This window comes from Virgibacillus sp. SK37, from assembly GCF_000725285.1.
Classification (GTDB): Bacteria; Bacillota; Bacilli; order Bacillales; family Amphibacillaceae; genus Virgibacillus_Q.
In genome coordinates this window covers 205023-228754 of record NZ_CP007161.1, presented here as the reverse complement: position 1 = coordinate 228754, position 23732 = coordinate 205023, and the positions used below count along the sequence as shown (strand labels likewise).

Sequence of the window (23732 nt, the reverse complement as noted above, 5' to 3'; positions counted from 1 at the left end):
TACACTCCTTTTTCTAAAAACAGTGGAAGGGAACATTCATTGTGTCAATTCAACAACCTGCTCAAACTTTCACTTGATTAATTTACTCTTCCAGACATTTTATTATTTCCTACTACGTAACCAAAGCTAACGATCCTCTAATTCTTTTTTTCAATTGCCACTACTATTCTTTGATATCCTATTAAGAGTAATTGTAACAATAGATGATTTACTTAAAGCAATTCATATTTCACAATTTCAGAATAATTAAACTTGGTATAGTAGATTAATTTCATAACTTCCTTCCTATGTCGTTTGTACCATATATTATAGATGAAAAGGACGTAAAATATTGTGATTTCTATCACATATTTATGAACTTTTTTCTCTATTTCCATCATTTGTGTGCCCATTTCAATTCCTCCAATATTATTGATTATCAAATGTGAAATTCAAATTTTTTAACTTGTTCCCCTACCCTAGCTCCTTGAATTTATATTTGTTTTGCTCTATGATTCTATTGTATATAGGCAATGGAGTTAAAAGGTGATGTGTCAGGTCACATTTTAAATTTTCTGGAGGAATTTATATGAAAAATAACTTTAGTGATGTTAAAGCCGAGATAGATTTATTTATAAAAAACAATATGATTATTGATTTAGTCAACTCTCTCAATATTCCTGATGATTTCAATAGCCCGAAGATAGAAGTTGAACCAAATGGAACTTTCGGGAAAATCTATGGAGATTTTTCTATAGAATTAGATAAACGGGTAGAAAAAGCAAAAAAGGCACAAACAATCGGGGAATATGTAGCAAACCTATTTGAGGAAAAAAGAAAAGAGGACCCGAAACTAATAGGGAGGACTACTATTGCAGGCATAAATAAAGAATATAAATCTAAATTAATAAATAACCGTATCCATCCTTCTAAGGAGAAACTATTGTGTTTAGCTATAGCATTCAAATTAAACATGGAAGAAACCGAAAAGTTATTAAGAATAGCTGGATGGTCTCTCGCCAAAGAAAACACTATCTTAGATACTATACTTGCGTTCTTTATTGAAAGAGGTTTTTATAAAATCTCTGAGATTGACGAGTATTTAGACGAGTATAATGAGCCGGTTATTTTTTCAATTAAATAATAGTAATGGATTTTAGATTAAGGAGCTGGTCAACCATGGATGGATTAACTCCTTTAGTCAATTTATTTCCATGAAGTAAATTTAAGTTATTATTGCTTTGAGGAAAAAATTAGAGAAAATAAGTATAAACCCCACAAGATGGTATCAAAGGGATATTAAACAAAGAAAAAGAACTGGATCTACTATGAAATCCAGCTCAATTTTTGATTGAATAGGTATATGTATAACCATCAGAATAAATATTGTATTGCCCATTTTCACTTCACCCTTTCCCACTTAGAAATGAACTTTTTTCCAAGAGTGAAGCACAAAGTTGCGTCACAATAGAGTTGGTAGGAAAACTAAATTACAAGTAGATATTTATTTTATCTCTCTGAACTATTGCTCCTTCTATTCTTATAATCTAAAAACGAAACAACATTGTTTGAAGCAGTCTCTTCACTATTGTCTGTATGTTTCTTCTCCTCAATCTCTTTCAGATAATCACAAGGAATAGATAAGTCAAACCGAACAATAACTTTCCCTTTATCATCAACAATTAGAAAGTCGCCTAATTCTTCATCTTCCATAATTGGGTAAACACGATGTATAGAAAGATCCTCACCATATTCCCCTGCCAACGCTAGATCTAATCTAGAAAATACTACATGGGTTGCTTCTTGCTTGGGACAAACTGTATACCCTCTTGTTTCCGGCACTCTGTTATGCCAAGTTTCGGTAATGAATTCTAAATAACCCCTAGAAGATCCTAAATCATCTACGTCGGATTCATGACCTCCACCAAATATTCTAATTATTCCTTTTGTCATATGTTCTTCTTCCTTTCTCTTATTTAGTGGTTAGAATTACTAGCATTGATTTTAATCCACACTAGTACTTTACCAATTAATTTTTCCAAATTCCGTTAAAATTCTATTCCTGACATTAATTGCGTATTCCTTCTTACTTTGCATAGATTGTGATTGTGAACCCACACTTAACTCATAAATAATCTTTAGAAAGTCTGATAATACATTATCAAGATATAAATCATAAATATCATTTACAATTCTATAAACTTGAATATCATGTAAGTAATCCCCTTGGTACACTGTAAATGAAACGGCATCTACATCATTATAATATTTAACCTCTACTGAAGTTGCAACATTCCACCCTAATTCTTCTGAGCAATCTTCGTATGGAAACGTATTTGCAACAATAATTAAATTATCTTTTAGCATGTGTTTGCTGTAATATATATACTCCACATCCGACCCTTCAATGTATTTTCTATTTAATCCGTTAATCAAATCCATATGTGCATCTCCATTCTGTTTTATTTTTTTCTATAATTCCATTTTATATAGTCAATGGTATAAAAGGGTTGCCTGAGAAGTCACATTTGGATCTTTTTGAAGGATGAATACAAATAAGAGACTAACCCACTGGATTAGTCCTTATAAAGATTATGTGTTGTGTATTCCCCTATCCAAATGTATAATGCACAGCTCAAAACGTCACTTTTTTGACCTGAGCGTTAATTTTGAACATAATCAGTTCTCTTTTCTCTTATTTCTTACTTATGAATGAAATATTACAAACCAAACTAAATTTCTTTTCTCTAATATGTTACGTTAAAAATTAAATCACCGAAATCCCCCACCTCAAACCCGCATTCCACCATTGCCGTTAAAATAAAGATTCCCGATAGAACCCCCATTTTGAAGGATTTTTGATTCAAAAATGACCGTTTTTTGAGCTTTTTTCGGCTGTTTTTTCATGGTTTTTTCGAAGTTAAAATAAAGTTCTCTCAAAAATATTGGAGAAAAGAATGGAAGAGAAAAAGATAAAATATTGGAAGTGTATTGATTTGTTATTGAAGATAATATTGAGTGGTATATTGGATAAACCCAATGGTGGCAAGGAATAGAGCAAAAAGAAAAGGGAAGAAAAAGAACTCCTATCTCCCCTCACTCTTGCTTCTATTATCCGAGAAATTATTGGTTCAGACCCCGAAATCGGAAATGTTTATTTTAACGAAAATCGGAAATGTTTATTTTGGTTCGGTGATTTATGTTTTAATTAGACAACTTCCTCTCCAACCAAGTTTCAGCTTCGATGTGATTCGTTTGAGGAAACATATCAACTGGATGGACTTCCTTCATTTCATAGCTACTACTTCTAAAAATGTATTACAATTTCAATTGGGCTCTATGCCAAATCTCATTTGCAGTAATTCGACCTTAGCAATTCTGCCTTCATCTTGATTCATTTCTTTTCTTCTCTCTACTATATGTACCTGTAAGTTAGTTCTTCCCTGCCCCAAATCCCCCTCACCCCCTTGCCCCTCTTGATTCCATCCCCTCTTCATTCCCTTATGGCAATGGAACTTAGTTCTTCCCCAGCACACCCGATTTCCCCCTCTTTTTCCACTTCTGGGTTGTATAGAACATTCGGACATTGTAACTAAGTTCTTCCATAATAGAATGAAGAATTAGGAGAAAAGAAATGAAAAACTGATGAAATGATATTGGAAATAATATTGAAAAAGACATGATAGGTGATTGGAAATCCTTCGGATTGATACAGTTAGGTTAACAACTGGAAAGAAATTGGACACTATACGAAGCCGCTATTGGTAAGTGATTGGAGGACTTTTCACCAATTTTGGCGAAAAGTAAAAGACTGAATCACTATTGGATCCAGCCCGAATTTATATTGATTTTGTATTGGCAAAACCGATTGATTTTTTATTGAAAAACCATCGGAACATTACGTGCTTCCGTTCTTCTCTCCGTCCTCTTTTTTCTACTCCGGATACCAACTTAGTTACAGCAGGGAAAAACAAAGTTACGTGGGGAAGGAGAGAGTTACAGGAAGATAACAGTATTTTCATTAACTGGAACTTCTTTTTCTATGTTTGCATAACCTTTCATTTTGTAGGTTATTTCATCTTCAGCAATCATTATTGTTGCTAAGCCGGCAATATTTTCTTCATGTTCTAATATGTAATTTTCCACTTTATTCTTCAGCAATGCATGATCATTAGCAGAAAAGGTTGTTTGAGGATTATATCCAAATAACATCCAAAGAAGCAGAAAACAAATGAACGCCATAAAAATTTTATTATTATATTTACGCATTGGATTCCCCTCCATCATTAAAAGAGTTGTATAATTTTAATAATATTCTTAAAATTAATTGTAATAGTTACCCTCTAATGTTCTAATACGGCTTATAACAAAAAAAGTTCTACTGTAAATGTTGGGTACAAACGTATTTTGATCATTCATAGTTGGAGGGAACTGCGCAGTAACTTTATTGATGAAAAGCTCAGTGAAATATTTGAGGAGAATTGCCCCATTGATTTCCGTTTCAGGCGGACGCTTTCCGCCGGCATGGCCTCAGCCGCTTCCTCCGCTACGCTCCGTCCAGGGTCTTCGCCTCATGCTATTCCGGCAGGAGTCGCCGCCCTCCACTCCAATCAATTCGTACACAGCATATTCTGGAGCTAAGTGAACGCAATTTTTCTTCGTAGATTTAATAGGAAATAGTAGCGAAGGGGAAATATAGAGACTCCTGCGGGAGGAGAGGCCTAGATGAGACCCCGGAACGCGTAGCGTGAGGAGGCTCGCTGGCCGCCCGCGAAAAGTGGAATATTTCCCCGTAGCGGTGATTTACGCACCCTCTATATTCTTAGTTACGTCGCAGTTTATCTATTTTTGAGTCATTGAACAACTCCAACATCCCTCGGAAACAAAAACATCCGTTCGTTTACTTGATTATAAACGAACGGATGACAATCTTCCATATTTAATAGCATTATTATTTTTAGACAGTGGTAATTTAAATATTCTTTTATAATTACTCCACAGTCACGCTCTTCGCCAGATTCCTTGGCTTATCTACATCACAATCACGATGTAATGCAGCATAATATGCGAGCAGTTGTAATGGTACGACACTGGCAAGTGGGGTAAGCAACTCATGGACATGTGGGATAACAAACGCGTCTGTATCCTGTTCCAATCCTTTCATGCTGATCACTAATGCGTTTGCTCCACGGGCGACTACTTCCTGTACGTTCCCACGAATGGAGTAGTTCACATTTTCCTGTGTGGCCAGTGCAATCACTGGTGTACCTTCTTCAATGAGAGCAATGGTACCGTGCTTTAATTCTCCGCCGGCAAACCCTTCCGCTTGAATATAAGATATTTCCTTTAACTTCAAAGCCCCCTCCATACACACATGGTAGTCGGTGCTTCTTCCAATAAAGAATGCATTACGGGAGGTTGCCAAATATTCACGTACCAATTCTTCGATTCCTTCTTTTTGGTCTGTTAATATTTCCATGGCATTTGCCACTATGGCTAGCTCCTGCATCGGATCGAAGTCCAATGTAATGCCTTTGGCTTTTGCGGTATCTACTGCCAGTATAGCAAGCACGGCAATTTGTGCTGTATAGGCCTTTGTTGAGGCCACAGCAATTTCCGGGCCTGCATAAAGATTTAGCGTATAATCTGCTTCACGAGAAAGGGTGGATCCCGGCACATTAGTAATTGTTAGTGACGGATATCCCAGTTCTTTAATTTTTACTAATACTGCACGACTGTCTGCTGTTTCTCCACTCTGGGAGATAAATACAAACAGAGGTTTTTCTGATAATAACGGCATATTATAAGAAAATTCACTGGCAACGTGTACTTCCACCGGAATTTTTGCCAGTTTTTCCAGAAACTCTTTGCCAACCAATCCAGCATGATAACTAGTTCCCGCTGCAATAATATAAATACGGTCACATGTTTTCATAGCAGCACGGATATCTTCATCAAGTTTCAGTTCATTGTCTTCTGTTTGGTATTCGTTAATGATTTTACGCATGACAAAAGGTTGTTCATCAATTTCCTTCAGCATAAAGTGTGGATAGGTTCCTTTTTCAATATCACTCACATCAAGCTGAGCAGTGTACGCTTCACGCGTTATGACTTCACCATCGAGGGTTTGAATTTCCACGGAATCACGTTTCACAAGTACAATTTCCTGATCATGTATTTCCACATATTGATCCGTTTCTTTTAGTGTTGCCATTGCATCACTTGCTACAAGGTTGAAGCCTTCTCCAATACCTACTAATAGAGGGCTCTTATTTTTTGCAACATATAAAGTATCTTTGTCCTCGTGGTCAATTAGTCCAATTGCATAGGACCCTTTTAGCAACTTCAATACTTGACGGAACGCTTCTTTCGTATCCTGATATTCTTCATGCAGTTTTTCAACAAGCTGTACGATAACCTCTGTATCTGTTTCACTTACAAAAGTTGTACTTTGCAGGTAGTCTCTTTTAATGTCATGGTAATTTTCAATTACTCCATTATGAACAAGTGTAAATCTGCCAGACGCGCTTTGATGCGGATGTGCGTTCTCTTCACTTGGCACACCATGTGTTGCCCAGCGGGTATGGCCGATTCCCATTGTTGCATGAATAGAAGACTTCACTCGGTCGCGCAGTACTGCAATACGACCTTTTACCTTTGTAACATGGACTCCTTCGTCGTTTAACATAGCTATTCCAGCCGAATCATAGCCACGGTATTCTAATTTCTCCAGCCCATTTAATAAAACTTCTTTTGAATCATTTTGTCCTATATAACCTACAATTCCACACATCGTTTGATGGCCTCCTTCGTAAAGGGGCAGAAAACGACCTCATGTCTAACAGTTCGTGTTCAAAAAGGACCAAGAAATCCGAAGCAACTTTGCTTTGCTTTTGGTACCAGCACGCATGCATTTATTACGTGAGGAACGGAAAGGCAAGTTAATGAGCTTCCACAGGATGTGGTGCCTTCTGCGCTACCCACAGGACGTGGGTGGTTTTAGTAGAAGGTCATACATCCTTGTGTCAATTTTACCGGACCTTTTTAAACAACTTCTAACAGGGGCCGCTAAACTGCCCCTTTCTCGTGTTCGTATTGGACATCTTACTTCTTCCCTTTGTGCAATGAGTCACCCCATTGTTTTGAGAAAAAAGCCTGACGACTGAGATGTGCAATCGGGAGGTACCCGCCGAAAAAATTCGATAACCCCCACCTCGTCAACTATTTTCCATTGCGGACGGAAAATAGTTCTGGCGCTTTAAAAACTTACTTAAACTTTAATGCCCCTTTCTATGTTTGAATAAACCTTCTTTTTCCAAAAGGCTACATCACATTTTAACCGATTTATCCTGTTTCGGTCAATTGTTTTTTTGATGTTATTGTTTAGTTTATGCTAGGGGACTTCTTACGTGAGTGAAAATAGGTGAATGGCCATACTAAACGCCCTACCGAAATGGCAGGGCGCTAAATTTCCATCTGACTATTTACTTGTTTGATGTTTTTCCATGAAATCAAGCATCCGTTTATAAACATTAATCTCGTTTTCTTTTTTGGAGAAACCATGTCCTTCATCTTCCAGCACAAGATACTCGACATCCCTGCCTTTTTCCTTTAACTTAGCAACAATTTGATCTGATTCTTCTTTTACTACCCTTGGGTCCTTGGCACCTTGGATGACGAGCATCGGTCTGGTCATCCCCTCCAAATAAGTAATCGGAGAATCCTTAACAAATCGTTCTTTATCGCGCTCTGGATCGCCTATCCAACGGTCCATAATTGGTTTCCAATGAGGCGGTACCGAATTTACGAAGGTGAATAAATCGGATGGGCCAAATATATCTACGACTGCCTTAAAATACTCTGCGTGACGACCATGCAGCAATAATGCCATGTAGCCACCATAGCTGCCACCCACAAGAAACAATTTTTCCCGGTCAGTGATCTTTTGGTCAAATAACCATTCGATTCCTGCTACACAATCTAATCGCGGCCCTTCTCCCCAATCCTGTTCCACTAACTTTACAAAGTTGGAGCCATAGCCCGTACTGCCTCGGAAGTTAGGTGCAAAAATGGTATAACCCTGGTTGAGAAAGCTTTGGAACATCGCACGATATGTCTTTCTTTCTGCTGCCTGTGGGCCACCGTGTGGCCAGAAAATCGTATGGCCATTGTCATTTTCCGGTAAGGCTTTAAATAAGAGTGCTTCAATTTCCTTTCCGTCAAAGGAAGGGTAGGAAACTACTTCCGGGTCCACCATATGTTCCTTGCTTACACCTAAGACGGTATTGTTCGTAAGCTGCTCCCACTCTATGCCATCTCTGGAATAAAAAATGTTAATTGGCTGAATACCGCTTGTACCGAGAAGATAAATTGCGCCGGATTGCCCAATGCTTAATTGCCCAACTACTTCGGCGGGAGCTTCTAATTCCATACATTTCCCTGACTGAAGATCATAACGATACAACAGGTCAGAAACACCCTTTTCAGTAACGAGGTAAAACGCATCATTTGTCTGATCCCACTTTAAAGAAGTAACACTCTCATCCGCGAATTTTTGTACAACAGAAAATTCCTTTTTAGTTATCTCAAATTTAGCCACATAACTATATTCACTTTCATAATCTGTTACAAAGTAAACCGTTTCTTCATCTGTGAATACGGGATCAAAAACGACATGAACCTTCTCAGGATCCGGGGTTAACGAAAGTTTACCCGTTCCTGTGTTTACAAATCCGGTTACATAGGTGTTTGCATATGATTGAAGGTATACAAAGGAAGTCTCTTTTTCTGAAACGGCGGCAAGCTCTGTTAAAGCTTCCTCTCCAGTATGAATAAGCTCATCTGAATTACCCTTTAGATTGCGAACACGCGTATTTAAGAAAGAAGGGTTTTCCTCAGATGTCATATAATATAATCTTTCACCATCTTTACTCAAATGGGAAAAGAAAAACTTATCCGAGGCTTCCCCGGTTATTAATTTTTGAGGAAGGCCGCCTGTAACAGGCAAGCTATAGATATGATGATTTTCATCACCATCTTTATCAAACCCAGCAAGTACATATCTGTTTTCTGGATCAAATTTTATAAAACTGCACGATTCATCAACATGTGCAAATAGATATGGAAAATTTCCTGGTAAATCCATTGCCCATAAGTTCATCTTGCCATTTAAATTTGTACTGAATACGAGTTGTTTTTCATCCTTACTTACTGCAAAATTAGTAATCGCATAGCTACGGAAAAATTGTTCAACCGTTGGCTTTGGAAATGTAATCATGTGTACGCCTCCTGATTTTATTAGACTTTCATATGTATGTTTACATGTTGTGGAAAATTACTTCCCTTAAATTATATAACACTTTTGTATGTTCTGAAAATAATAAGAATCGTTTAAGTATAGCCAGCCTTCTCATCCAAGGAAACAGGCTCTAGTTGGTTTTTAACTACGACTTAAGCCGGAGGAACATCTCCTCCGGCGTTTATTTCAATTAATTAGTCGTTCTCCAACTGCTTCGCAAAGCGAATTCACTGCATGAATCAATTTGCATTGCTCCACCTACAATCTCAAACTGTCAGCTCATTCTCAACTTTCATTTCTTTTGCACGGATAAGCAGTTTTTGCAACATTACAGCAAAGACAGAAATCATAAGAGTTGTAAGGATAATTGCAATCCCTATAATAGCCACTCCAGGATGAAGCGCACTTTGTATACTTAAATATAATGAACCTGCAATATACATTACTGCAATGAAAAGCGCACAAAATTTTATCCTCTTCAACCGATGGTGGGCTGAATCGGAAAAAGCAGCTTTCTTCTCCATTAACTTCAAGAGTACATATACTTGGTGTAGCGCAATGAAAAACGGAATAGCTGTAAGTTCAATTCCAATTAATATGGGATATTGTAAATGAGCATATTCAGGGTTCAGTGTAGCCGCTTTTTCAGCTAATTGAGGTAATCCAATGAATCCAAATATAAAAACAAAAAGACCCATTATAATAATGGCTGTTTTAAAAAGTGGAATAATAACACGTTGCATAACGTCACCTCTTTTATTTTTATTTTAATTATATTGTATGTTAACATTTATTGAATTACAATAAAAATATAATGAATTTCAAATGAATTTCTATATATAAAATAGAGAGGGGTATCCTGCATGCGATTAATAGCATTGCTGGTATCTGGGTTACATATTTTTATTTTGTATCTATGGCTTGCTAACTCTCCGTTATTGTTTTCCCAATACGGAATAACAATATGGGTGTTTACAGTTGTTCTCAGTCTGATTGTCATTTACAAAATGAGAGAAGCTTCTGCTTTTAAGATGACACTGTTCGTTTCCACTGGTGCCATGCTTTTTCTTGTTGCTGTAACGATTGCCATCCATTTCATTACTTCCTCCATGCCATAGGGATACATAATTCCATGTTTCCTGTGCAAACTATAATCATTATCCAATGAAGATGGGGGTTCTATTTATGCCAAACCAAAACCTACATGAACAGTTACAGTTCGCAAGCAGACAAATTAAGGAAGCACAGGATGCTATCTTACAAGCTCAAGGAAGAGATGCCGAGCTATTGCAACAGGCACATGATCAATTACAGCAAGCAGAGCGTGAATTGCAGCATGCACAGCAGCATTCAGGAAAATTAGCAACCGAAAATCCACAATTTCAACAGGCTTATGAAAGCTTACATGATACACGTCAGCAAGTTCAGGAAGCACAGCAAAATAATAGTGATGTCCTATAATATTAGAAAAGCGAAAAACCCAGCTATCTGGAAATAGCTGGGTTTTCGCTTAGTAACTTATTGTTTCTCTATTTTTCCATCACGGATGGAGATGACTCTATCACATACATCAAGCACACGTTCATCATGTGTCACCATTATTCCTGACTTCCCACGGTTCTTTATTTCATCTGCCAATAACTCCACAACTTCACGACCGCGTTTGGAATCCAGACTTGCTGTCGGTTCATCAGCAAGAATTAATTGTGGATCATTAATTAATGCCCTTGCTATGGCGACCCGCTGTCTTTCTCCTCCAGATAATTCATTTGGATACTTATTAATACGATGCTTCAAACCAAAATGCTCTAACAGTTCAATTGATCTTTTTTCTCTCTTTTGTTTTGATAAAACGTCAATGAGATTCAATTGATCCTTCACCTTTAAATAAGGAATTAAATTAGCCGCCTGAAATACAAAACCAATTTGATCACGTCTTTTTTCAGTTATTTTCTTTGTAGATAGGTTCGTAATATTTTCACCCTGCAGATAAACTTCTCCCTCACTTGGAGACAAAAGTGCTCCTGCAATGGATAACATCGTACTTTTACCTGAGCCAGACGGACCGATTATTGCAATAAATTCCCCCTGCTTTACTTCTAGAGACACATCATCTACTGCTCTAAACTCTTTTGGGCCATCACGATATATTTTCGAAACATTTTCTAATACTAAACTCATTTTCCTGCCCCCTCAATCGCTTCAATTGGGTCAATCTTAATTACTTGAACTAAGGAAATAAGTGCCCCGACTAGAGATACTGCTAAGATTAACATGGAAGATTGCAACATCCCGATAGGACTCAACTTAAATGGCATATCGGCAGGGAAAGCAGCTCCAATACCATAGGTTAAGCCAACACCTATACCAATACATAGAACTGAAATAATGAGTACCTGCCCAATTACACTTCGAATTAAATAAGCTGTTTTCGCCCCTAGTGCTTTAAGCACACCAAATTGATCTCTCTTTTGCAAAGTAATCACATAGAAAAAGGCTGCTAGTACAAAGGCTGCAATAACATATAAGAAAACAATCATCATATTTAGAGATGCTTGTTCCTGCGAATAACTTGGTATTCCTTTAAGCAATTCTCCGTTTGTGACTACTTCATAGTTACTCCCAATTTCATCTTGTATCGAAGTCAAGCTCGCTTCACCAGAATTTACAACAAATGCATTCATTTTCTCTGGTTTTTCACTTGTCATAAAAACAACTGGCGTATGGCTATAACGCTGCTCCGTTGTAAAACCAACAACTTTGACCTCTTTATCCTCGCCAAAGGTTAATGTATCACCAAGCTGGATACCTTCTCTTTTGAGTGACTGATCGACAATTACCTCATTTGTAGAATTGATTGCATTACCTTCCGCTACAATCGGCAGCAACATACTCTCAGGTTCTGTAATGAATATAGAAACATCTTCATTTTTGTCTGTTCCGTTTACGGTAGCATTTCTCATTTGAATGGATAAGGAATTAACCTCTTTCATACCATCTGTTTGCTCGATTTGCTGCATATTTGAACGAGATACAAAGGACTTTGTCATATCCATTTCCGCATCCGAATCTAATATTACATAATCTGCTTGCAATTCCTGAATAGCTGAAGCATTATCTGCTGACAACCCTTTTGCCAAACCAGAAATTATAAAAATAAGACTGGCCACTAAGACCATGATTAAACCAATTAATATATAGCGAAGCTTTGAATAAAATAATTCTCTTATTGCTAGAAACAATTTCCTCACTCCTCTTCTTTCTATATTTACAGCATACATAGATACTATGAACAGAAGATGAACAAACGGTTACTATACAAAACAAAGGCGGAAGCGTCTGCCAATAATGAGAAACATAAAAAGAGGGCTTTTGTAGCTGTCCTATATAGCTACAAAGCCCTCTTGCCTAATCTAATTCTATTTTGGTAATGTCACAATAAATCTAGATCCCTCTCCAAGTGTACTCTCTACCATAATTGCCCCATCATGTAATTCAATAATTTTCTTAACAATAGCAAGCCCTAAACCCGTACTATCTTCTGTACGTGTTCTTGCTTTATCTACTTTATAGAAACGTTCAAATAAGAGAGGGATGTTTTCTTCTGTAATACCAATACCAGTGTCCTCTACTACAACTTCTATTTCTTGTTTTCTCTCGTATGTTCGTAGTGTTATTTTCCCGTTGGCATCTGTATACCGTATAGCATTTGAAATCAAATTCATCCACACTTGCTGGAGTAAACGAGGGTCCCCTTTTAAATAAGCTGAAGATATATCCAATTCAATAGAAATATTCTTCTCCCGCCACTGCCACTCCATTGTTTGAATTGTTTCTCTTAATTGAGCAGCAACATCAAATTTCTGCCCTTCATTTATATCCTTCTCGCTATCCAGAAATGAGAGTGTTAGCAGTTGCTTACTTAATAATGACAATCTCTTGCTTTCTTTTTCGATAATAGTTAAATAGTGAATACGTTCCTCTTTCGACAGCTCTTCCTCTTTGATTAATTTGGAAAAACCCTGTATAGATGTAAGTGGTGATTGGATTTCATGGGACACACTGGATACAAACTCCTGCCTTTTCTCCTCTATTTGTTCCAGACTTCTGCTCATTTTGGAAAAGTCACTGGCAAGTCTGCCAATTTCATCTTTCCGTTTTACTTTTAACTTCAAATGATAATTTCCTGCTGCAATTTTCTTAGTCGCTATCGTTAAATTTTTGATTGGATTAACAATATAACGTGTACTTATTAATACCAAAAGAAAACTAAATAGCAATGTTAATATCAATAATACAGCTAGGAAGAAACGCATTTCACCAAATTGCTGGGAAGAGTTAGGACGGACAAATAGAGCTCGTCTCTCCCCCTCCACCATAACAGGAACCCCAATGGTATTAACTAATTCATTATCAAAAAAGCCAGTAACAAAAGGTTTCCAAGGATAATTTTTTATACCATGATAGACCTGCCCATGGAGTACTTTTTCAATATAGCGTTCATCCATGGCTGTTGATGAAAATGGGTCACCAAACGTTTTTTCTGTACCTTCCTGATCCACCAAGTGGAATTTATAGCCTAAATCTGTCATTGCATTTAAAAAGGCATCAATGGATTGATTATTGTTATGGTTATAAATTTCAACAATGTTGTTCGCTATGTGTGTAATCTTCTCGTCATTTTGGGGCTTCAAGTAGTATTGATAATAAATATTTGTAACAGCAAAAGCAATGACAGCACTTGCAATCATAATAGCCATTGTTGTAATAATAATCCGTACATAAAGGGTACGCATAAATAACTTCCTCCAACTGAATGTTGCGTTTAGAATATCACCTATTTATGAATAGATGATGAACAACATGTATCTATTGATTAATTTCCAACTTGTATCCCAGTCCGCGTACCGTCTGAATGGAGAAATCCTGTTGTTCTTCTGCAAACCGCTCCCTTAATCGCTTAATATGCACATCTACTGTGCGATCATTCCCTTCATAGTCACTTCCCCATACGAGTTCAATTAATTGCTCCCTGGAAAAAATACGGTTTGGGTAGCTTGCTAGCTGTGCCAATAACTCAAATTCTTTTAGAGGAAGGATTAAGTTTTTATTATGATATGTAACTTCATAGCTTCTTCGATTAATTATCGTGTTGCCGATATGGATAATTTCTTCGTTCACCATTTGAAACCGTCGCAGTAATGCTTTAATTCGATACATTACTTCTTTTGTTTCAAACGGCTTTACAATATAATCATCTGTGCCAGCGAGAAATGCCTTTTCTTTATCGGTAATTTCCCCCTTCGCTGTAAGCATCATAACAGGGATGTCATAATAGTCTCGTATTTCTTTGCACAATTCATATCCATCCATATTAGGCATCATAATATCCACAAGAGCAAGATGAATTGTTTTATTTTCCAATATCTTTAATGCTTCATTTCCATCGGTTGCTTGCTCTGTTTGATATCCTTCCTTCTGCAGGTAAAAACGAAGCAATTCCCGAATGTGTGGGTCATCATCAACAATTAAAATGGTAATCATGAATGGCTCTCCTAACTTTGCTTTATTTTAAATCAGCTTATCATACACTATTTAAAATGGAAATATTCTTGGGACTCGCTAGTCTCGCTTTTCTCGCCGGGGTCTCCATATTTATCCTCAGCTAATGAGTGCAATTTAACTATCTAAAACCGAAATTTAATACCAATTGGTTAGTATGAAAGATGGCAATATACGAACTCAACAATCTTCGGAAGAAATAAGAAAAACTGCTCCGCATAAGAGAGCAGTTTTCCATTCGATTAATCTTTCATTCCTAAGAGTTGATCAATTATATTTGCTACTTGGTCTACATATTTCTCACATTCTTCTTTAGTAGGAGCTTCTACCATAACTCGTACGAGAGGTTCTGTTCCAGATGGACGTACAAGGACACGGCCTTGGTCACCAAGCTCTTTTTCAACCGCTTCAATTTCTTCATTAATTCTTGAATTACTAAGTGCTTCGTTCTTATCAATTACTTTTACATTTTTTAATACTTGAGGATATATTGCCATCTCGCCTGCCAACTCAGAGAGTGGCTTACCCGTTTCTCTCATTACATTAACTAATTGGATAGCTGATAGCATGCCATCACCTGTCGTGTTGTAATCCAGGAAAATGATATGACCAGATTGCTCTCCACCAAGGTTATAGCCACCCTTACGCATTTCTTCCATCACATAACGGTCGCCTACTGCGGTTTTATCACTGCGCATTCCGTTTTCCTCAATCGCTTTGTAAAACCCAATATTACTCATCACAGTAGAAACGACTGTATTCTTACGAAGAAATCCTTTTTCATTCATATACTTTGCACAGATAAACATAATTTGGTCGCCATCTACAATATTTCCTTTTTCGTCCACTGCTATTAAACGGTCTCCGTCCCCATCAAATGCCAAGCCGATATCTGCTTTTTTCTCGTTTACAAAGGCCTGAAGTGTCTCAGGGTGTGTTGAACCAACTCCATCATTAATGTTTAATCCATCTGGTGATGAACCAATGGAGAAGATGTCCGCTTCCAGGTCAGCAAACAAATGTGTTGCTAAGCTGGATGTGGCCCCGTGTGCACAATCCAGCGCTATCCGAATGCCTTCAAAGTCATTATCAATGGTATCTTTTAAGAAGGAAAGATATTTTTGACCACCTTCAAAATAATCATTTACAGTTCCTACATCTCCACCTGTTGGGCGAGGCAAATTATCTTCTCCATCCATCAGCTGCTCGATTTCATTCTCCTGAGCATCTGAAAGTTTAAAGCCATCCGGCCCAAAGAATTTAATACCATTATCCTCTACAGGGTTATGTGAAGCCGAAATCATTACTCCGGCTTGTGAACTTGTAGCCTTAGTAAGATAAGCTACACCTGGAGTAGAAATCACCCCTAGTCGCATTACTTCTGCACCTATGGAAAGCAAACCGGCAACCAATGCCCCTTCAAGCATATGCCCGGAAATTCTAGTATCACGACCGACGATAATTTTAGGACGCTGTGTCTCTTTTGTTAGAACATAACCGCCAAAGCGACCTAATTTAAATGCTAATTCTGGTGTAAGCCCCTTGTTCGCAATTCCTCTCACACCATCTGTTCCAAAATATTTTCCCATGTAGTATCTCTCCTTCATTTCCATTTCAACCGTTAACAACACAAATGCTATTCTTTTATATTGATTTTGACCTTTTCAAATTCACCTGTAGTCTCTACCCCATCTGGCCCTTCCAGTTTAACTAGTACTTCATGCTCTCCAGGTTCTAGATCTGCAGCACTGATCGTTACTTGAAAATCTTCGGCTGAAAGTTTGCTAACATCTGTTTCTTTTCCTACAACGGAGATATCCATTTTTGCATCATCAGGTTCTATAAAAGATATTTCCAATCCTTCTTCTAAATCTTGAACATCGATGGGTACATTGGTAATCGTTGTTGGTTTATCAACTTCAACGGATACTTCAACTTTATTATTCGGCACCATCGTTCCATCTGGTAGGGATAGTTCTGCTTCTACCTTTCCGGATTCTTCAATGTCCGATAAATCTATTTTCTTTGTGCTAATTTCATTGATATCTTTTAAAATATTGCTTGTCCCAAATACTTCAACTTCTTCCACACTTGGAGAAATAGAAGTTAATGAGTAACCCTCAGGCAATTCACCAGTTGTTTCAACACTTACAGGAACTTTTTTACTTGGATTATCTATGTCCACAGAAACTACTGCATTTTCTGGTTGAACATTGACATTCAGTTCGTTGCCTTGCGTGTCATAGACGTTTATAGGAACTTCTCTGTTATTTATGGACTTATCAATATTTTTTACATCCACATATACTTTTACAATACCAATTTGGTCAATAACACTTTGAGAGCTTGTAATCGACACTGTAGATGGTTCAATCTCATATTTCCCAAGCTCGTATCCTTCTGTTATCTGATCTGTATTAATGAAATCAACATTAATTGGGAATTCCGCAGTTGCCTTTTTCTCTATCGTTACTTCAACTGTTTTTGGTTCAATATATACATTTAAGTCTGCTGATATATTATGCTCAACCTCCACAATGTGTTCACCAGCATCCAACCCCCGTAAATCCACAAAGGCAGAAAAATTACGCTGTTTAATAAGTGGTGTCAGCACTCCTAAAGAACCTTCTAAAGAAACATTTACATATTCTGGAACACCACTTACAACATATTCATTCTCATCTATTTTAATTTCTACAGGAACATCATTCAATGTTTGCATTTCTTGCGTCTTCCCTGGGAACGTTGAATCAGAGTTTGTGGAATTATTTGCATCAACATATACAAATACATAGAATAAGATGGCGAATGCCAAGGAGATCACCCGAACAAACCATTTACTTCTAAACCAATTATCCATCATTGCTCCCCCTCCGTTTTTTTGTCTTCTTTTCAGAGGATTTCACGTTTAAAGATAGGTTTTCCCGCAATAGCTCACTTAGACTGTTCTGGTCCAGTTCTCTATGTAACTCGCCATTTTTGGTACAAGAAATATTACCTGTCTCTTCTGACACGACAATTGTCAGGGCATCTGTTACTTCACTAATCCCCATAGCGGCTCTGTGTCTTGTTCCCAGCTCTTTAGAAATAAAAGGGCTCTCTGATAACGGCAAATAGCAAGCAGCTGCTACAATCGTTTCCCCCTTTAAAATAACCGCTCCATCATGCAAAGGGGTGTTTGGTGTGAAAATATTCGTCAACAGCTGATGTGTTAGTTTTCCGTTAATTGGTATACCTGTTTCAGCATAGTCACCTATTCCCGTTTCCCGTTCAATAGAAATCAGCGCTCCTATTCTGCGCTTTGCCATATAGTTACAAGACTGGATAATTGCTTCAATATTCTGTTGTATAATTTCTTCTTCTGAACGCGCACTTCTTCCAAAAATGTTCCCTCTTCCAAGCTGCTCCAAAGCTCTTCGCAACTCAGGCTGGAATAGTATAATAATAACAATTAACCCCCAGCCAATGGCTTGACTGGTAATCCATTGTACCGTCTGTAAATTAAATGCTATACTTAAAAGCCATACCGCCAGCACTACTGCAATCCCCTTTAAAAGCTGGATGGCCTTTGTACCTCTAATCAGCATGATTAGCTTATATAACACATACCAGACGAGAGCAATATCTACGCCTACTCTTAGAAGCTCTAAAATATCCAATCCCCCACCAAGCATGTCTACACACCCTTTTTACACATAGATTCGTATCACCATATTTTAAATAGTCACGTTAATTATTATAACATATTTTACAAGAGAAGACTTCCAGAGCGTTTAACTTATCTAAATAAATCATTAATATCTCGTGTTTGTGAACCTTCTTCTTTTATAAAAAACATAAGCGACTGCAACTAATGAAAAAAGGCTTAAGCAAGGAATCGGAATAGCGAACGATATCATATAATGTTTCTTCTTAAGAAATCGAGGGGGTAGACACTGAAGCTATCTGTCGCCTTACACGTATAAGGATTAAATAATTTCCTATAAAAAAGGAACATGCCAGCTCCATGTTCCTTTAAAAATCAAATATATTTTTAACCAGAGATTTTATGTGAAACCACATCCATTCAAAAATCTGATCAATGTGCTCTAACTCTCCATTAACTTCACCAACAGATGCCATCAAGCCTTCTCCTTCAATAGGCTCTTCAATGAGCTTGCCATTTACCAATGTTACATTTCCATCAATCGTCCCATGTACAACCAGATTTCCATTTTTAACAATCAGGTCACCTTCAACCGTGACGTCCTCCGGTACAATAACAGTGTCGCCTTTTATTATTAAATTATCCTGCTTGGATACAACCAACTCACTACCTTGGTTCCATGCAGATAAAATTCCACTCATCATAAATACAAAGAAAATAGCTGCTGCCGTCAACATAGGATGTGCTCTAAACCAGCGTTTATACTTTACCCTTTTCTTTTCGGCAGGTAGATTATTCATAACATTGGCAGTAAAATTTGCAGGAGCGCTCACATGCTCTGTGCTTCGTATTAAAGTTAATGTGCGCTTTAACTCATGAAAATGCTGCTGACACTTCTCACACTCCTCCAAATGAAGGCGTAAAACTGTCTCATTTTCCTTCGTTAAATCACCATCTAAATAATTATGCATAAGCTCAACAGCTTCTTTATCACAATTCAAGCGAACCCACTCCTTTACACGTGACGAAGTTTTTTCCGTAATGCTTCCCTCGCCCTGTGAATTCTTGTCTTCACAGTACCTAATGGGATGTCCAGGATTTCACTAATTTCCTGAAGGGAGAACTCCTCCAAATAACGTAATGTAATGACACTGCGATATTTAGGTGGAAGCTCAGAAATCTCATGATGTATATAGCGTTTAAGCTCTAGGCTTTCCACTTCTTCTCCTGGTAGCTTACCCTGATCAGGCAATTGGGAATACATATCCAACCCTTCTGTCCCTTTTATCTTACTATCAAGATAAAAATCGGGCTTACGCTTCCTAATTCGATCAATGGTTAAATTTGTAGCAATTCTGTACAACCATGTCGAAAATTTTCGCTGCTCATCAAAGGATTCGATATTGATATATGCCCGGATAAAAGCTTCCTGTGCTATATCTTCCGCCTCGTGTGCATTACCAAGCATCCGTAAACAATGCTGGTAAATTTTGTGCTGAAAATAGTTAACCACATCTTCAAATGCAGATTGGTCTCCTTTTTTAACTTCTATTATTTTTTCTCTAATAAATTGATCCATACGGTTACCTCCGCCGGTGTGCGGTAATCATAATACGAGCATCTATGTAAAAAGGTTTCACATTAATTTTATGTTTTTAATAAAATGTGCAAAATAATGTTTATCCGATTGAACATCTGGGTATCTTCTTTATTATAGTATACTTGATTGGAGGACATTTTTGTGAGTAATTTTAATCTAAAGAAAGAAATTGAAAAATGTCGTGAAGAGATGATAATGCTTAGTCACAACAATGCCCTTACTTCTGAAGTCGTCGTCTCCACGAGTATGAAACTGGATAAGCTAATAAATGAGTACTTAAAGAAGGCATGTTAATGACCTCTTATACAACAAGATATACATAGAGAAAAGACATTAGATTTAAGTTTCACCTAATGTCTTTTTAGTTTTCTTTAATTTAACTTTTCACCAAACAATGACCCCATTAATGCAACTGCTACTGTAGCAGTTTTATTCTTTTCATCCAGAATTGGATTTACTTCTACAAATTCAGCTGATGTAATCATTCCAGATTCCTCGAGCATTTCCATTGCCAAATGGCTTTCCCTATACGTTATTCCACCAAGCACTGGTGTCCCTACTCCCGGAGCTTCAGACGGATCCAGTCCATCTAAATCTAAACTTAGGTGGACACCATCCGTACGGTCCTTTAAATAATTTATGGCTTCCGTCATTACATTTGGCATGCCCATTCGATCAATCTCATGCATGGTGAAAACTTTAATTCCTTTTTCTTTGATAAGTTCCTTTTCACCTGGGTCCAGAGATCTTGCTCCGATAATAACAATATTTTCGGGTTGAATTTTTGGAACAAAACTTGAAATATTAACCAATTTCTCATGACCGATACCAAGGCTAACAGCAAGTGGCATCCCATGAATATTGCCTGAGGGCGAAGTTTCACTTGAATTCAGATCGCCATGGGCATCATACCAAATAACCCCAAGGTTTTTATAATGCTTTGCTATACCTGCAAGACTTCCGATAGCTATACTATGATCTCCTCCAAATATTAATGGAAAGTTATCATTCTTAATTTCTTCATCTACCATATCCGCTAATTGCTGATTGGCTTCCACCACTTGTTGTAAGTTTTTTAAATTACTTCCATCTGTTGATTTACTATTAACTGGTCGATTTATTGGGATGTCTCCTAGGTCATTTACAATATGATCCAATTTAGTTAACTTTTCAATAGCACCTGCATATCTCATTGCACTTGGCCCCATATCTACCCCACGACGACTTTGCCCTAAATCCATTGGGACTCCAATTATAGAAATATTTTTATCCATATGTAAGCGCCTCCTTTTATACTATTGTATATAAAAGGAAGGGAATGACTCAACCAAGCATTTTTTTGAATATTTATGCAGAAATATCCGTCGCTGAAGAAATTAATCAGCAGATTATCAAGTTACTTCGCAGTATATCTACTTTGCGAATCATTGAATAATCCACATATATGTTAGAACCTTATTTCAATCGCCCGCATAAATATTAAAAAGCTTGTAGACTATGGGTTTCTACAAGCTTAGATGAATCGTCTATTTATCAACGTTACTTATGAAACAATATGTGCCCCAGTATGGAACGGCTGGATCGTAAGTGGCTTAATTCCTGCTGCTTCCCAGGCATGTATTATTTCTCCTGCCTGCTTTTTTGAGGGCATAAAGGCAATTCCACAATCTCCACCGCCGGCGCCAGAAGGCTTACCAGCACCTCCCATATTTTCTGCAATATCACATAATGTACGTAATAATGGAGTTTCTATTTCCACACCAGCATTTTCTCCTACAGTCGCCAATGCTTTTCTATTTTGTTTAATCCCTTGCAGTAAAAGGGGGAGGTCTCCTTCAGTCATCCCTTGTAGGAAGTTACCTACAGCAGTCTCACTATCATCTAAAAATTGTTTAAATTTGCTTTGTTTAGTAGTTTTTAATTTAAGAATATCATCCACAAGTCTTGAGGTAGATGCAGGTTTTCCCGTCCAGCCAATACACACGTATACGGTTGGAGGAATTTTTACTGGGTCAATCGATAAATATGGCCAATCTTTTTCCAACAGCTCTGTTATTGTAGATGTATATTCATACTGTTCCTGGAGCCATTCGGCCTGAAAAGATGCATATTGTAGAAAACCGCCATAGGAGGAGGCAGCTACATCTGCTCCTGAACCATTTCCTTGTGTACGGACATGCGAAATAGCAGCCAGTTTAAATGTTAATAGGGCTGTAGGTTCCTTATCATCATATTTATTTAAGATCGCTGATATGACGCTTGTAACTACTGCAGCGCTTGAGCCTAGTCCGTATTTAACCCCGGAAGCATCATCGAGCTCACTTTTAATTGCAAGTCTAAAAGAATGTGGGTGGATATTCTTTTCCTTTAAATATGTTAACGCAGTCGCCATTGCCGCACCAACAAAGCGATTACGTCCGTCGTTCGTTTTGAAAGTCACCCGATTATCGACATACGTCCATCCAATATCATATAGACCAAAGTCATTTAGTGTTATCGTGTTTGTATGATGATCTTCAATCGTTGCGTATACAAAACGGTCAACAGCCATAACAACGAGTTCATGATGTGGTTGTAAAACAGCAAATTCCCCTGCAATCATTAATTTCCCTGGTACTTTTATTGTCATTGACGCATTAGGCAACATATCCAACCCCTATATATAGGTTATTCCTTGACCTGGTTTGCTTAGACGGACATCTGTGACACCAGGAATTTCACGGAGTACCTTCTCAACTGTCTTCTCATCGTCAGGTAAATACAATACTTTTACATTCGGACCTGCATCAATGGTGAAATAAGCAGGTATGCCTTGTTCTCTCAACTGCCTCACTGTTTGCATTACAGTGAGTGTCGTATCATGCCAATATGTAAATGGAGGATTAGCCCCAAGTGTAGTAGCATGCATTCTCAAACAATTTGCTTCCGCAATGCTTCCAACCTTTTCAACGTCTTGTGCTTTAATTCCTTCTTTTATTTCCTCTAAATCCTTGGGTATACTATTCACCCATCCATCAAAAAATGGAGAAGTATCGACCGTCCGCTTCATTCCTACTCGACTGGACACCTTTTTCATCTTGGAAGAAAGAATTACTGCAGCCACTCGCAAATCCCAATGTTCGACAGGTGCTACAGGCACAGCATAGGAATCGGAACCATCATCTTCCTCACCCATTCTCCACTCTGCAAATCCACCGTATATTGATCGACAAGCAGATCCTGATCCCTGACGTGTCAATCGGGAAAGTTCTTGGTCACTTAGATGTAACCCCATTGCTTTCGTTCCAGCTGATGCTAGTGCTGCAAAGCCTGAAGCTGAAGAAGCGAATCCTGCGGCAGTGGGAACATTATTGATAGAACGAACATCAGCATATATGTTTTTGCCTGCCAACTTACGTATAAGGTCTAAAAACATTGTTACACGTTTATACTGCTCCCCTTTTACCGGTTGTTCATCAAGAATAAAGTGATCTTCCGTATAATCCTCATGAAAGGCTACAGTAGTTTCTGTATAAAATCCATCCAATGTGAGGGAAAGACTATTATTCGTAGGCAGAATAATTTCTTCATTCCGCTTCCCCCAATATTTGATTAAAGCAATGTTTGTATGTGCTTTAGCTGTAGCCTTCATCTTTATTCCCCTTTAG

24 protein-coding genes are annotated in these 23732 nt (G+C 37.7%); 4 read left to right on the top strand and 20 right to left on the bottom strand.

Features of this window, described 5'->3' with window-relative positions; genetic code table 11:
- Window positions 1–212: 212 nt before the first annotated feature.
- A complete protein-coding gene (locus X953_RS01290; protein WP_040954027.1) occupies window positions 213–392 on the bottom strand; it encodes a hypothetical protein in 180 nt (59 codons plus the stop codon).
- Between the two features lie 176 nt (window positions 393–568).
- On the opposite strand from X953_RS01290, the gene X953_RS01285 reads away from it, so the two are divergent.
- Window positions 569–1123, top strand: a complete 555-nt coding sequence (locus tag X953_RS01285) for a hypothetical protein (RefSeq protein WP_040954026.1) — start codon at window positions 569–571, stop codon at window positions 1121–1123.
- A gap of 365 nt (window positions 1124–1488) precedes the next feature.
- Here X953_RS01285 and X953_RS01280 read toward each other — a convergent pair whose 3' ends face one another.
- The 7 genes from X953_RS01280 to X953_RS01250 all read right to left on the bottom strand — a co-directional run bounded on the left by X953_RS01280 (window position 1489) and on the right by X953_RS01250 (window position 10020).
- A complete protein-coding gene (locus X953_RS01280; RefSeq protein ID WP_040954025.1) occupies window positions 1489–1932 on the bottom strand; it encodes a hypothetical protein in 444 nt (147 codons plus the stop codon).
- 69 nt (window positions 1933–2001) lie between these two features.
- Window positions 2002–2421 carry a hypothetical protein gene (locus X953_RS01275; RefSeq protein WP_040954024.1) on the bottom strand — a complete coding sequence of 140 codons (420 nt, stop codon included), beginning with the start codon at window positions 2419–2421 and terminating at the stop codon, window positions 2002–2004.
- 884 nt (window positions 2422–3305) lie between these two features.
- On the bottom strand, window positions 3306–3431 hold the full coding sequence (locus X953_RS20355) for a hypothetical protein (protein WP_255351008.1): 126 nt from the start codon (window positions 3429–3431) through the stop codon (window positions 3306–3308).
- A 544-nt stretch (window positions 3432–3975) separates the two neighbouring features.
- A complete protein-coding gene (locus tag X953_RS01265) occupies window positions 3976–4248 on the bottom strand; it encodes a hypothetical protein (protein WP_040954022.1) in 273 nt (90 codons plus the stop codon).
- 721 nt (window positions 4249–4969) lie between these two features.
- On the bottom strand, window positions 4970–6772 hold the full coding sequence (glmS, locus tag X953_RS01260; protein ID WP_040954021.1) for a glutamine--fructose-6-phosphate transaminase (isomerizing): 1803 nt from the start codon (window positions 6770–6772) through the stop codon (window positions 4970–4972).
- A 687-nt stretch (window positions 6773–7459) separates the two neighbouring features.
- The gene (locus X953_RS01255; protein WP_040954020.1) at window positions 7460–9256 is read right to left on the bottom strand and encodes a S9 family peptidase; all 1797 of its coding nucleotides are present in this window, start codon (window positions 9254–9256) and stop codon (window positions 7460–7462) included.
- Between the two features lie 287 nt (window positions 9257–9543).
- Window positions 9544–10020, bottom strand: coding sequence for a DUF2975 domain-containing protein (locus tag X953_RS01250; protein WP_040954019.1), 477 nt, complete (start codon window positions 10018–10020; stop codon window positions 9544–9546).
- Between the two features lie 120 nt (window positions 10021–10140).
- Here X953_RS01250 and X953_RS01245 point away from each other — a divergent pair, with 120 nt between their 5' ends.
- Together X953_RS01245 and X953_RS01240 are read left to right on the top strand one after the other, a co-directional pair.
- Entirely contained in the window at window positions 10141–10395 is a 255-nt protein-coding gene (locus tag X953_RS01245; RefSeq protein WP_040954018.1) for a hypothetical protein, read from the top strand.
- Between the two features lie 67 nt (window positions 10396–10462).
- Entirely contained in the window at window positions 10463–10738 is a 276-nt protein-coding gene (locus X953_RS01240; RefSeq protein ID WP_040954017.1) for a hypothetical protein, read from the top strand.
- A gap of 57 nt (window positions 10739–10795) precedes the next feature.
- Here the strand turns inward: X953_RS01240 and X953_RS01235 are convergent, their stop codons facing one another.
- The 9 genes from X953_RS01235 to sigW form a co-directional block, all read right to left on the bottom strand.
- Window positions 10796–11458, bottom strand: coding sequence for an ABC transporter ATP-binding protein (locus tag X953_RS01235; RefSeq protein ID WP_040954016.1), 663 nt, complete (start codon window positions 11456–11458; stop codon window positions 10796–10798).
- Window positions 11455–12528, bottom strand: coding sequence for an ABC transporter permease (locus X953_RS01230; protein ID WP_232217758.1), 1074 nt, complete (start codon window positions 12526–12528; stop codon window positions 11455–11457). The genes X953_RS01235 and X953_RS01230 overlap by 4 nt, the downstream gene beginning before the upstream one ends.
- A 168-nt stretch (window positions 12529–12696) precedes the next feature.
- Complete coding sequence (locus X953_RS01225; protein WP_040954014.1) at window positions 12697–14073, bottom strand: HAMP domain-containing sensor histidine kinase; 1377 nt, start codon at window positions 14071–14073, stop codon at window positions 12697–12699.
- Between the two features lie 73 nt (window positions 14074–14146).
- Window positions 14147–14821, bottom strand: coding sequence for a response regulator transcription factor (locus X953_RS01220; protein WP_040954013.1), 675 nt, complete (start codon window positions 14819–14821; stop codon window positions 14147–14149).
- A gap of 260 nt (window positions 14822–15081) precedes the next feature.
- Window positions 15082–16428, bottom strand: coding sequence for a phosphoglucosamine mutase (glmM, locus tag X953_RS01215; RefSeq protein ID WP_040954012.1), 1347 nt, complete (start codon window positions 16426–16428; stop codon window positions 15082–15084).
- A gap of 47 nt (window positions 16429–16475) precedes the next feature.
- The gene (locus X953_RS01210) at window positions 16476–17699 is read right to left on the bottom strand and encodes a YbbR-like domain-containing protein (protein WP_040954011.1); all 1224 of its coding nucleotides are present in this window, start codon (window positions 17697–17699) and stop codon (window positions 16476–16478) included.
- Entirely contained in the window at window positions 17692–18513 is an 822-nt protein-coding gene (gene cdaA, locus X953_RS01205; protein ID WP_040954010.1) for a diadenylate cyclase CdaA, read from the bottom strand. The genes X953_RS01210 and cdaA overlap by 8 nt, the downstream gene beginning before the upstream one ends.
- A gap of 340 nt (window positions 18514–18853) precedes the next feature.
- Window positions 18854–19486 (bottom strand): anti-sigma-W factor RsiW, encoded by a 633-nt coding sequence (rsiW, locus tag X953_RS01200; protein ID WP_040954009.1) that lies wholly within the window; start codon window positions 19484–19486, stop codon window positions 18854–18856.
- A 14-nt stretch (window positions 19487–19500) separates the two neighbouring features.
- Window positions 19501–20064 carry an RNA polymerase sigma factor SigW gene (gene sigW / locus X953_RS01195; RefSeq protein WP_040954008.1) on the bottom strand — a complete coding sequence of 188 codons (564 nt, stop codon included), beginning with the start codon at window positions 20062–20064 and terminating at the stop codon, window positions 19501–19503.
- Window positions 20065–20226: 162 nt separating this feature from the next.
- Here sigW and X953_RS19300 point away from each other — a divergent pair, with 162 nt between their 5' ends.
- Window positions 20227–20379, top strand: coding sequence for an aspartyl-phosphate phosphatase Spo0E family protein (locus X953_RS19300; RefSeq protein WP_084715578.1), 153 nt, complete (start codon window positions 20227–20229; stop codon window positions 20377–20379).
- A gap of 77 nt (window positions 20380–20456) precedes the next feature.
- Here X953_RS19300 and rocF read toward each other — a convergent pair whose 3' ends face one another.
- The 3 genes from rocF to mvaD form a co-directional block, all read right to left on the bottom strand.
- A complete protein-coding gene (gene rocF / locus X953_RS01190; protein ID WP_040954007.1) occupies window positions 20457–21359 on the bottom strand; it encodes an arginase in 903 nt (300 codons plus the stop codon).
- A 269-nt stretch (window positions 21360–21628) separates the two neighbouring features.
- Complete coding sequence (locus tag X953_RS01185; protein WP_040954006.1) at window positions 21629–22732, bottom strand: phosphomevalonate kinase; 1104 nt, start codon at window positions 22730–22732, stop codon at window positions 21629–21631.
- Window positions 22733–22741: 9 nt separating this feature from the next.
- On the bottom strand, window positions 22742–23716 hold the full coding sequence (gene mvaD, locus X953_RS01180) for a diphosphomevalonate decarboxylase (protein WP_040954005.1): 975 nt from the start codon (window positions 23714–23716) through the stop codon (window positions 22742–22744).
- Window positions 23717–23732 lie beyond the last annotated feature (16 nt).

Coding starts and splice junctions, on each gene's coding strand:
- X953_RS01290 (WP_040954027.1), bottom strand. CDS start 392: ATGGGCACACAAATGATGGAAATAGAGAAAAAAGTTCATAAATATGTG.
- X953_RS01285 (WP_040954026.1), top strand. CDS start 569: ATGAAAAATAACTTTAGTGATGTTAAAGCCGAGATAGATTTATTTATA.
- X953_RS01280 (WP_040954025.1), bottom strand. CDS start 1,932: ATGACAAAAGGAATAATTAGAATATTTGGTGGAGGTCATGAATCCGAC.
- X953_RS01275 (WP_040954024.1), bottom strand. CDS start 2,421: ATGGATTTGATTAACGGATTAAATAGAAAATACATTGAAGGGTCGGAT.
- X953_RS01265 (WP_040954022.1), bottom strand. CDS start 4,248: ATGCGTAAATATAATAATAAAATTTTTATGGCGTTCATTTGTTTTCTG.
- glmS (WP_040954021.1), bottom strand. CDS start 6,772: ATGTGTGGAATTGTAGGTTATATAGGACAAAATGATTCAAAAGAAGTT.
- X953_RS01255 (WP_040954020.1), bottom strand. CDS start 9,256: ATGATTACATTTCCAAAGCCAACGGTTGAACAATTTTTCCGTAGCTAT.
- X953_RS01250 (WP_040954019.1), bottom strand. CDS start 10,020: ATGCAACGTGTTATTATTCCACTTTTTAAAACAGCCATTATTATAATG.
- X953_RS01245 (WP_040954018.1), top strand. CDS start 10,141: ATGCGATTAATAGCATTGCTGGTATCTGGGTTACATATTTTTATTTTG.
- X953_RS01240 (WP_040954017.1), top strand. CDS start 10,463: ATGCCAAACCAAAACCTACATGAACAGTTACAGTTCGCAAGCAGACAA.
- X953_RS01235 (WP_040954016.1), bottom strand. CDS start 11,458: ATGAGTTTAGTATTAGAAAATGTTTCGAAAATATATCGTGATGGCCCA.
- X953_RS01225 (WP_040954014.1), bottom strand. CDS start 14,073: ATGCGTACCCTTTATGTACGGATTATTATTACAACAATGGCTATTATG.
- X953_RS01220 (WP_040954013.1), bottom strand. CDS start 14,821: ATGATTACCATTTTAATTGTTGATGATGACCCACACATTCGGGAATTG.
- glmM (WP_040954012.1), bottom strand. CDS start 16,428: ATGGGAAAATATTTTGGAACAGATGGTGTGAGAGGAATTGCGAACAAG.
- X953_RS01210 (WP_040954011.1), bottom strand. CDS start 17,699: ATGGATAATTGGTTTAGAAGTAAATGGTTTGTTCGGGTGATCTCCTTG.
- cdaA (WP_040954010.1), bottom strand. CDS start 18,513: ATGCTTGGTGGGGGATTGGATATTTTAGAGCTTCTAAGAGTAGGCGTA.
- sigW (WP_040954008.1), bottom strand. CDS start 20,064: ATGGATCAATTTATTAGAGAAAAAATAATAGAAGTTAAAAAAGGAGAC.
- rocF (WP_040954007.1), bottom strand. CDS start 21,359: ATGGATAAAAATATTTCTATAATTGGAGTCCCAATGGATTTAGGGCAA.
- X953_RS01185 (WP_040954006.1), bottom strand. CDS start 22,732: ATGTTGCCTAATGCGTCAATGACAATAAAAGTACCAGGGAAATTAATG.
- mvaD (WP_040954005.1), bottom strand. CDS start 23,716: ATGAAGGCTACAGCTAAAGCACATACAAACATTGCTTTAATCAAATAT.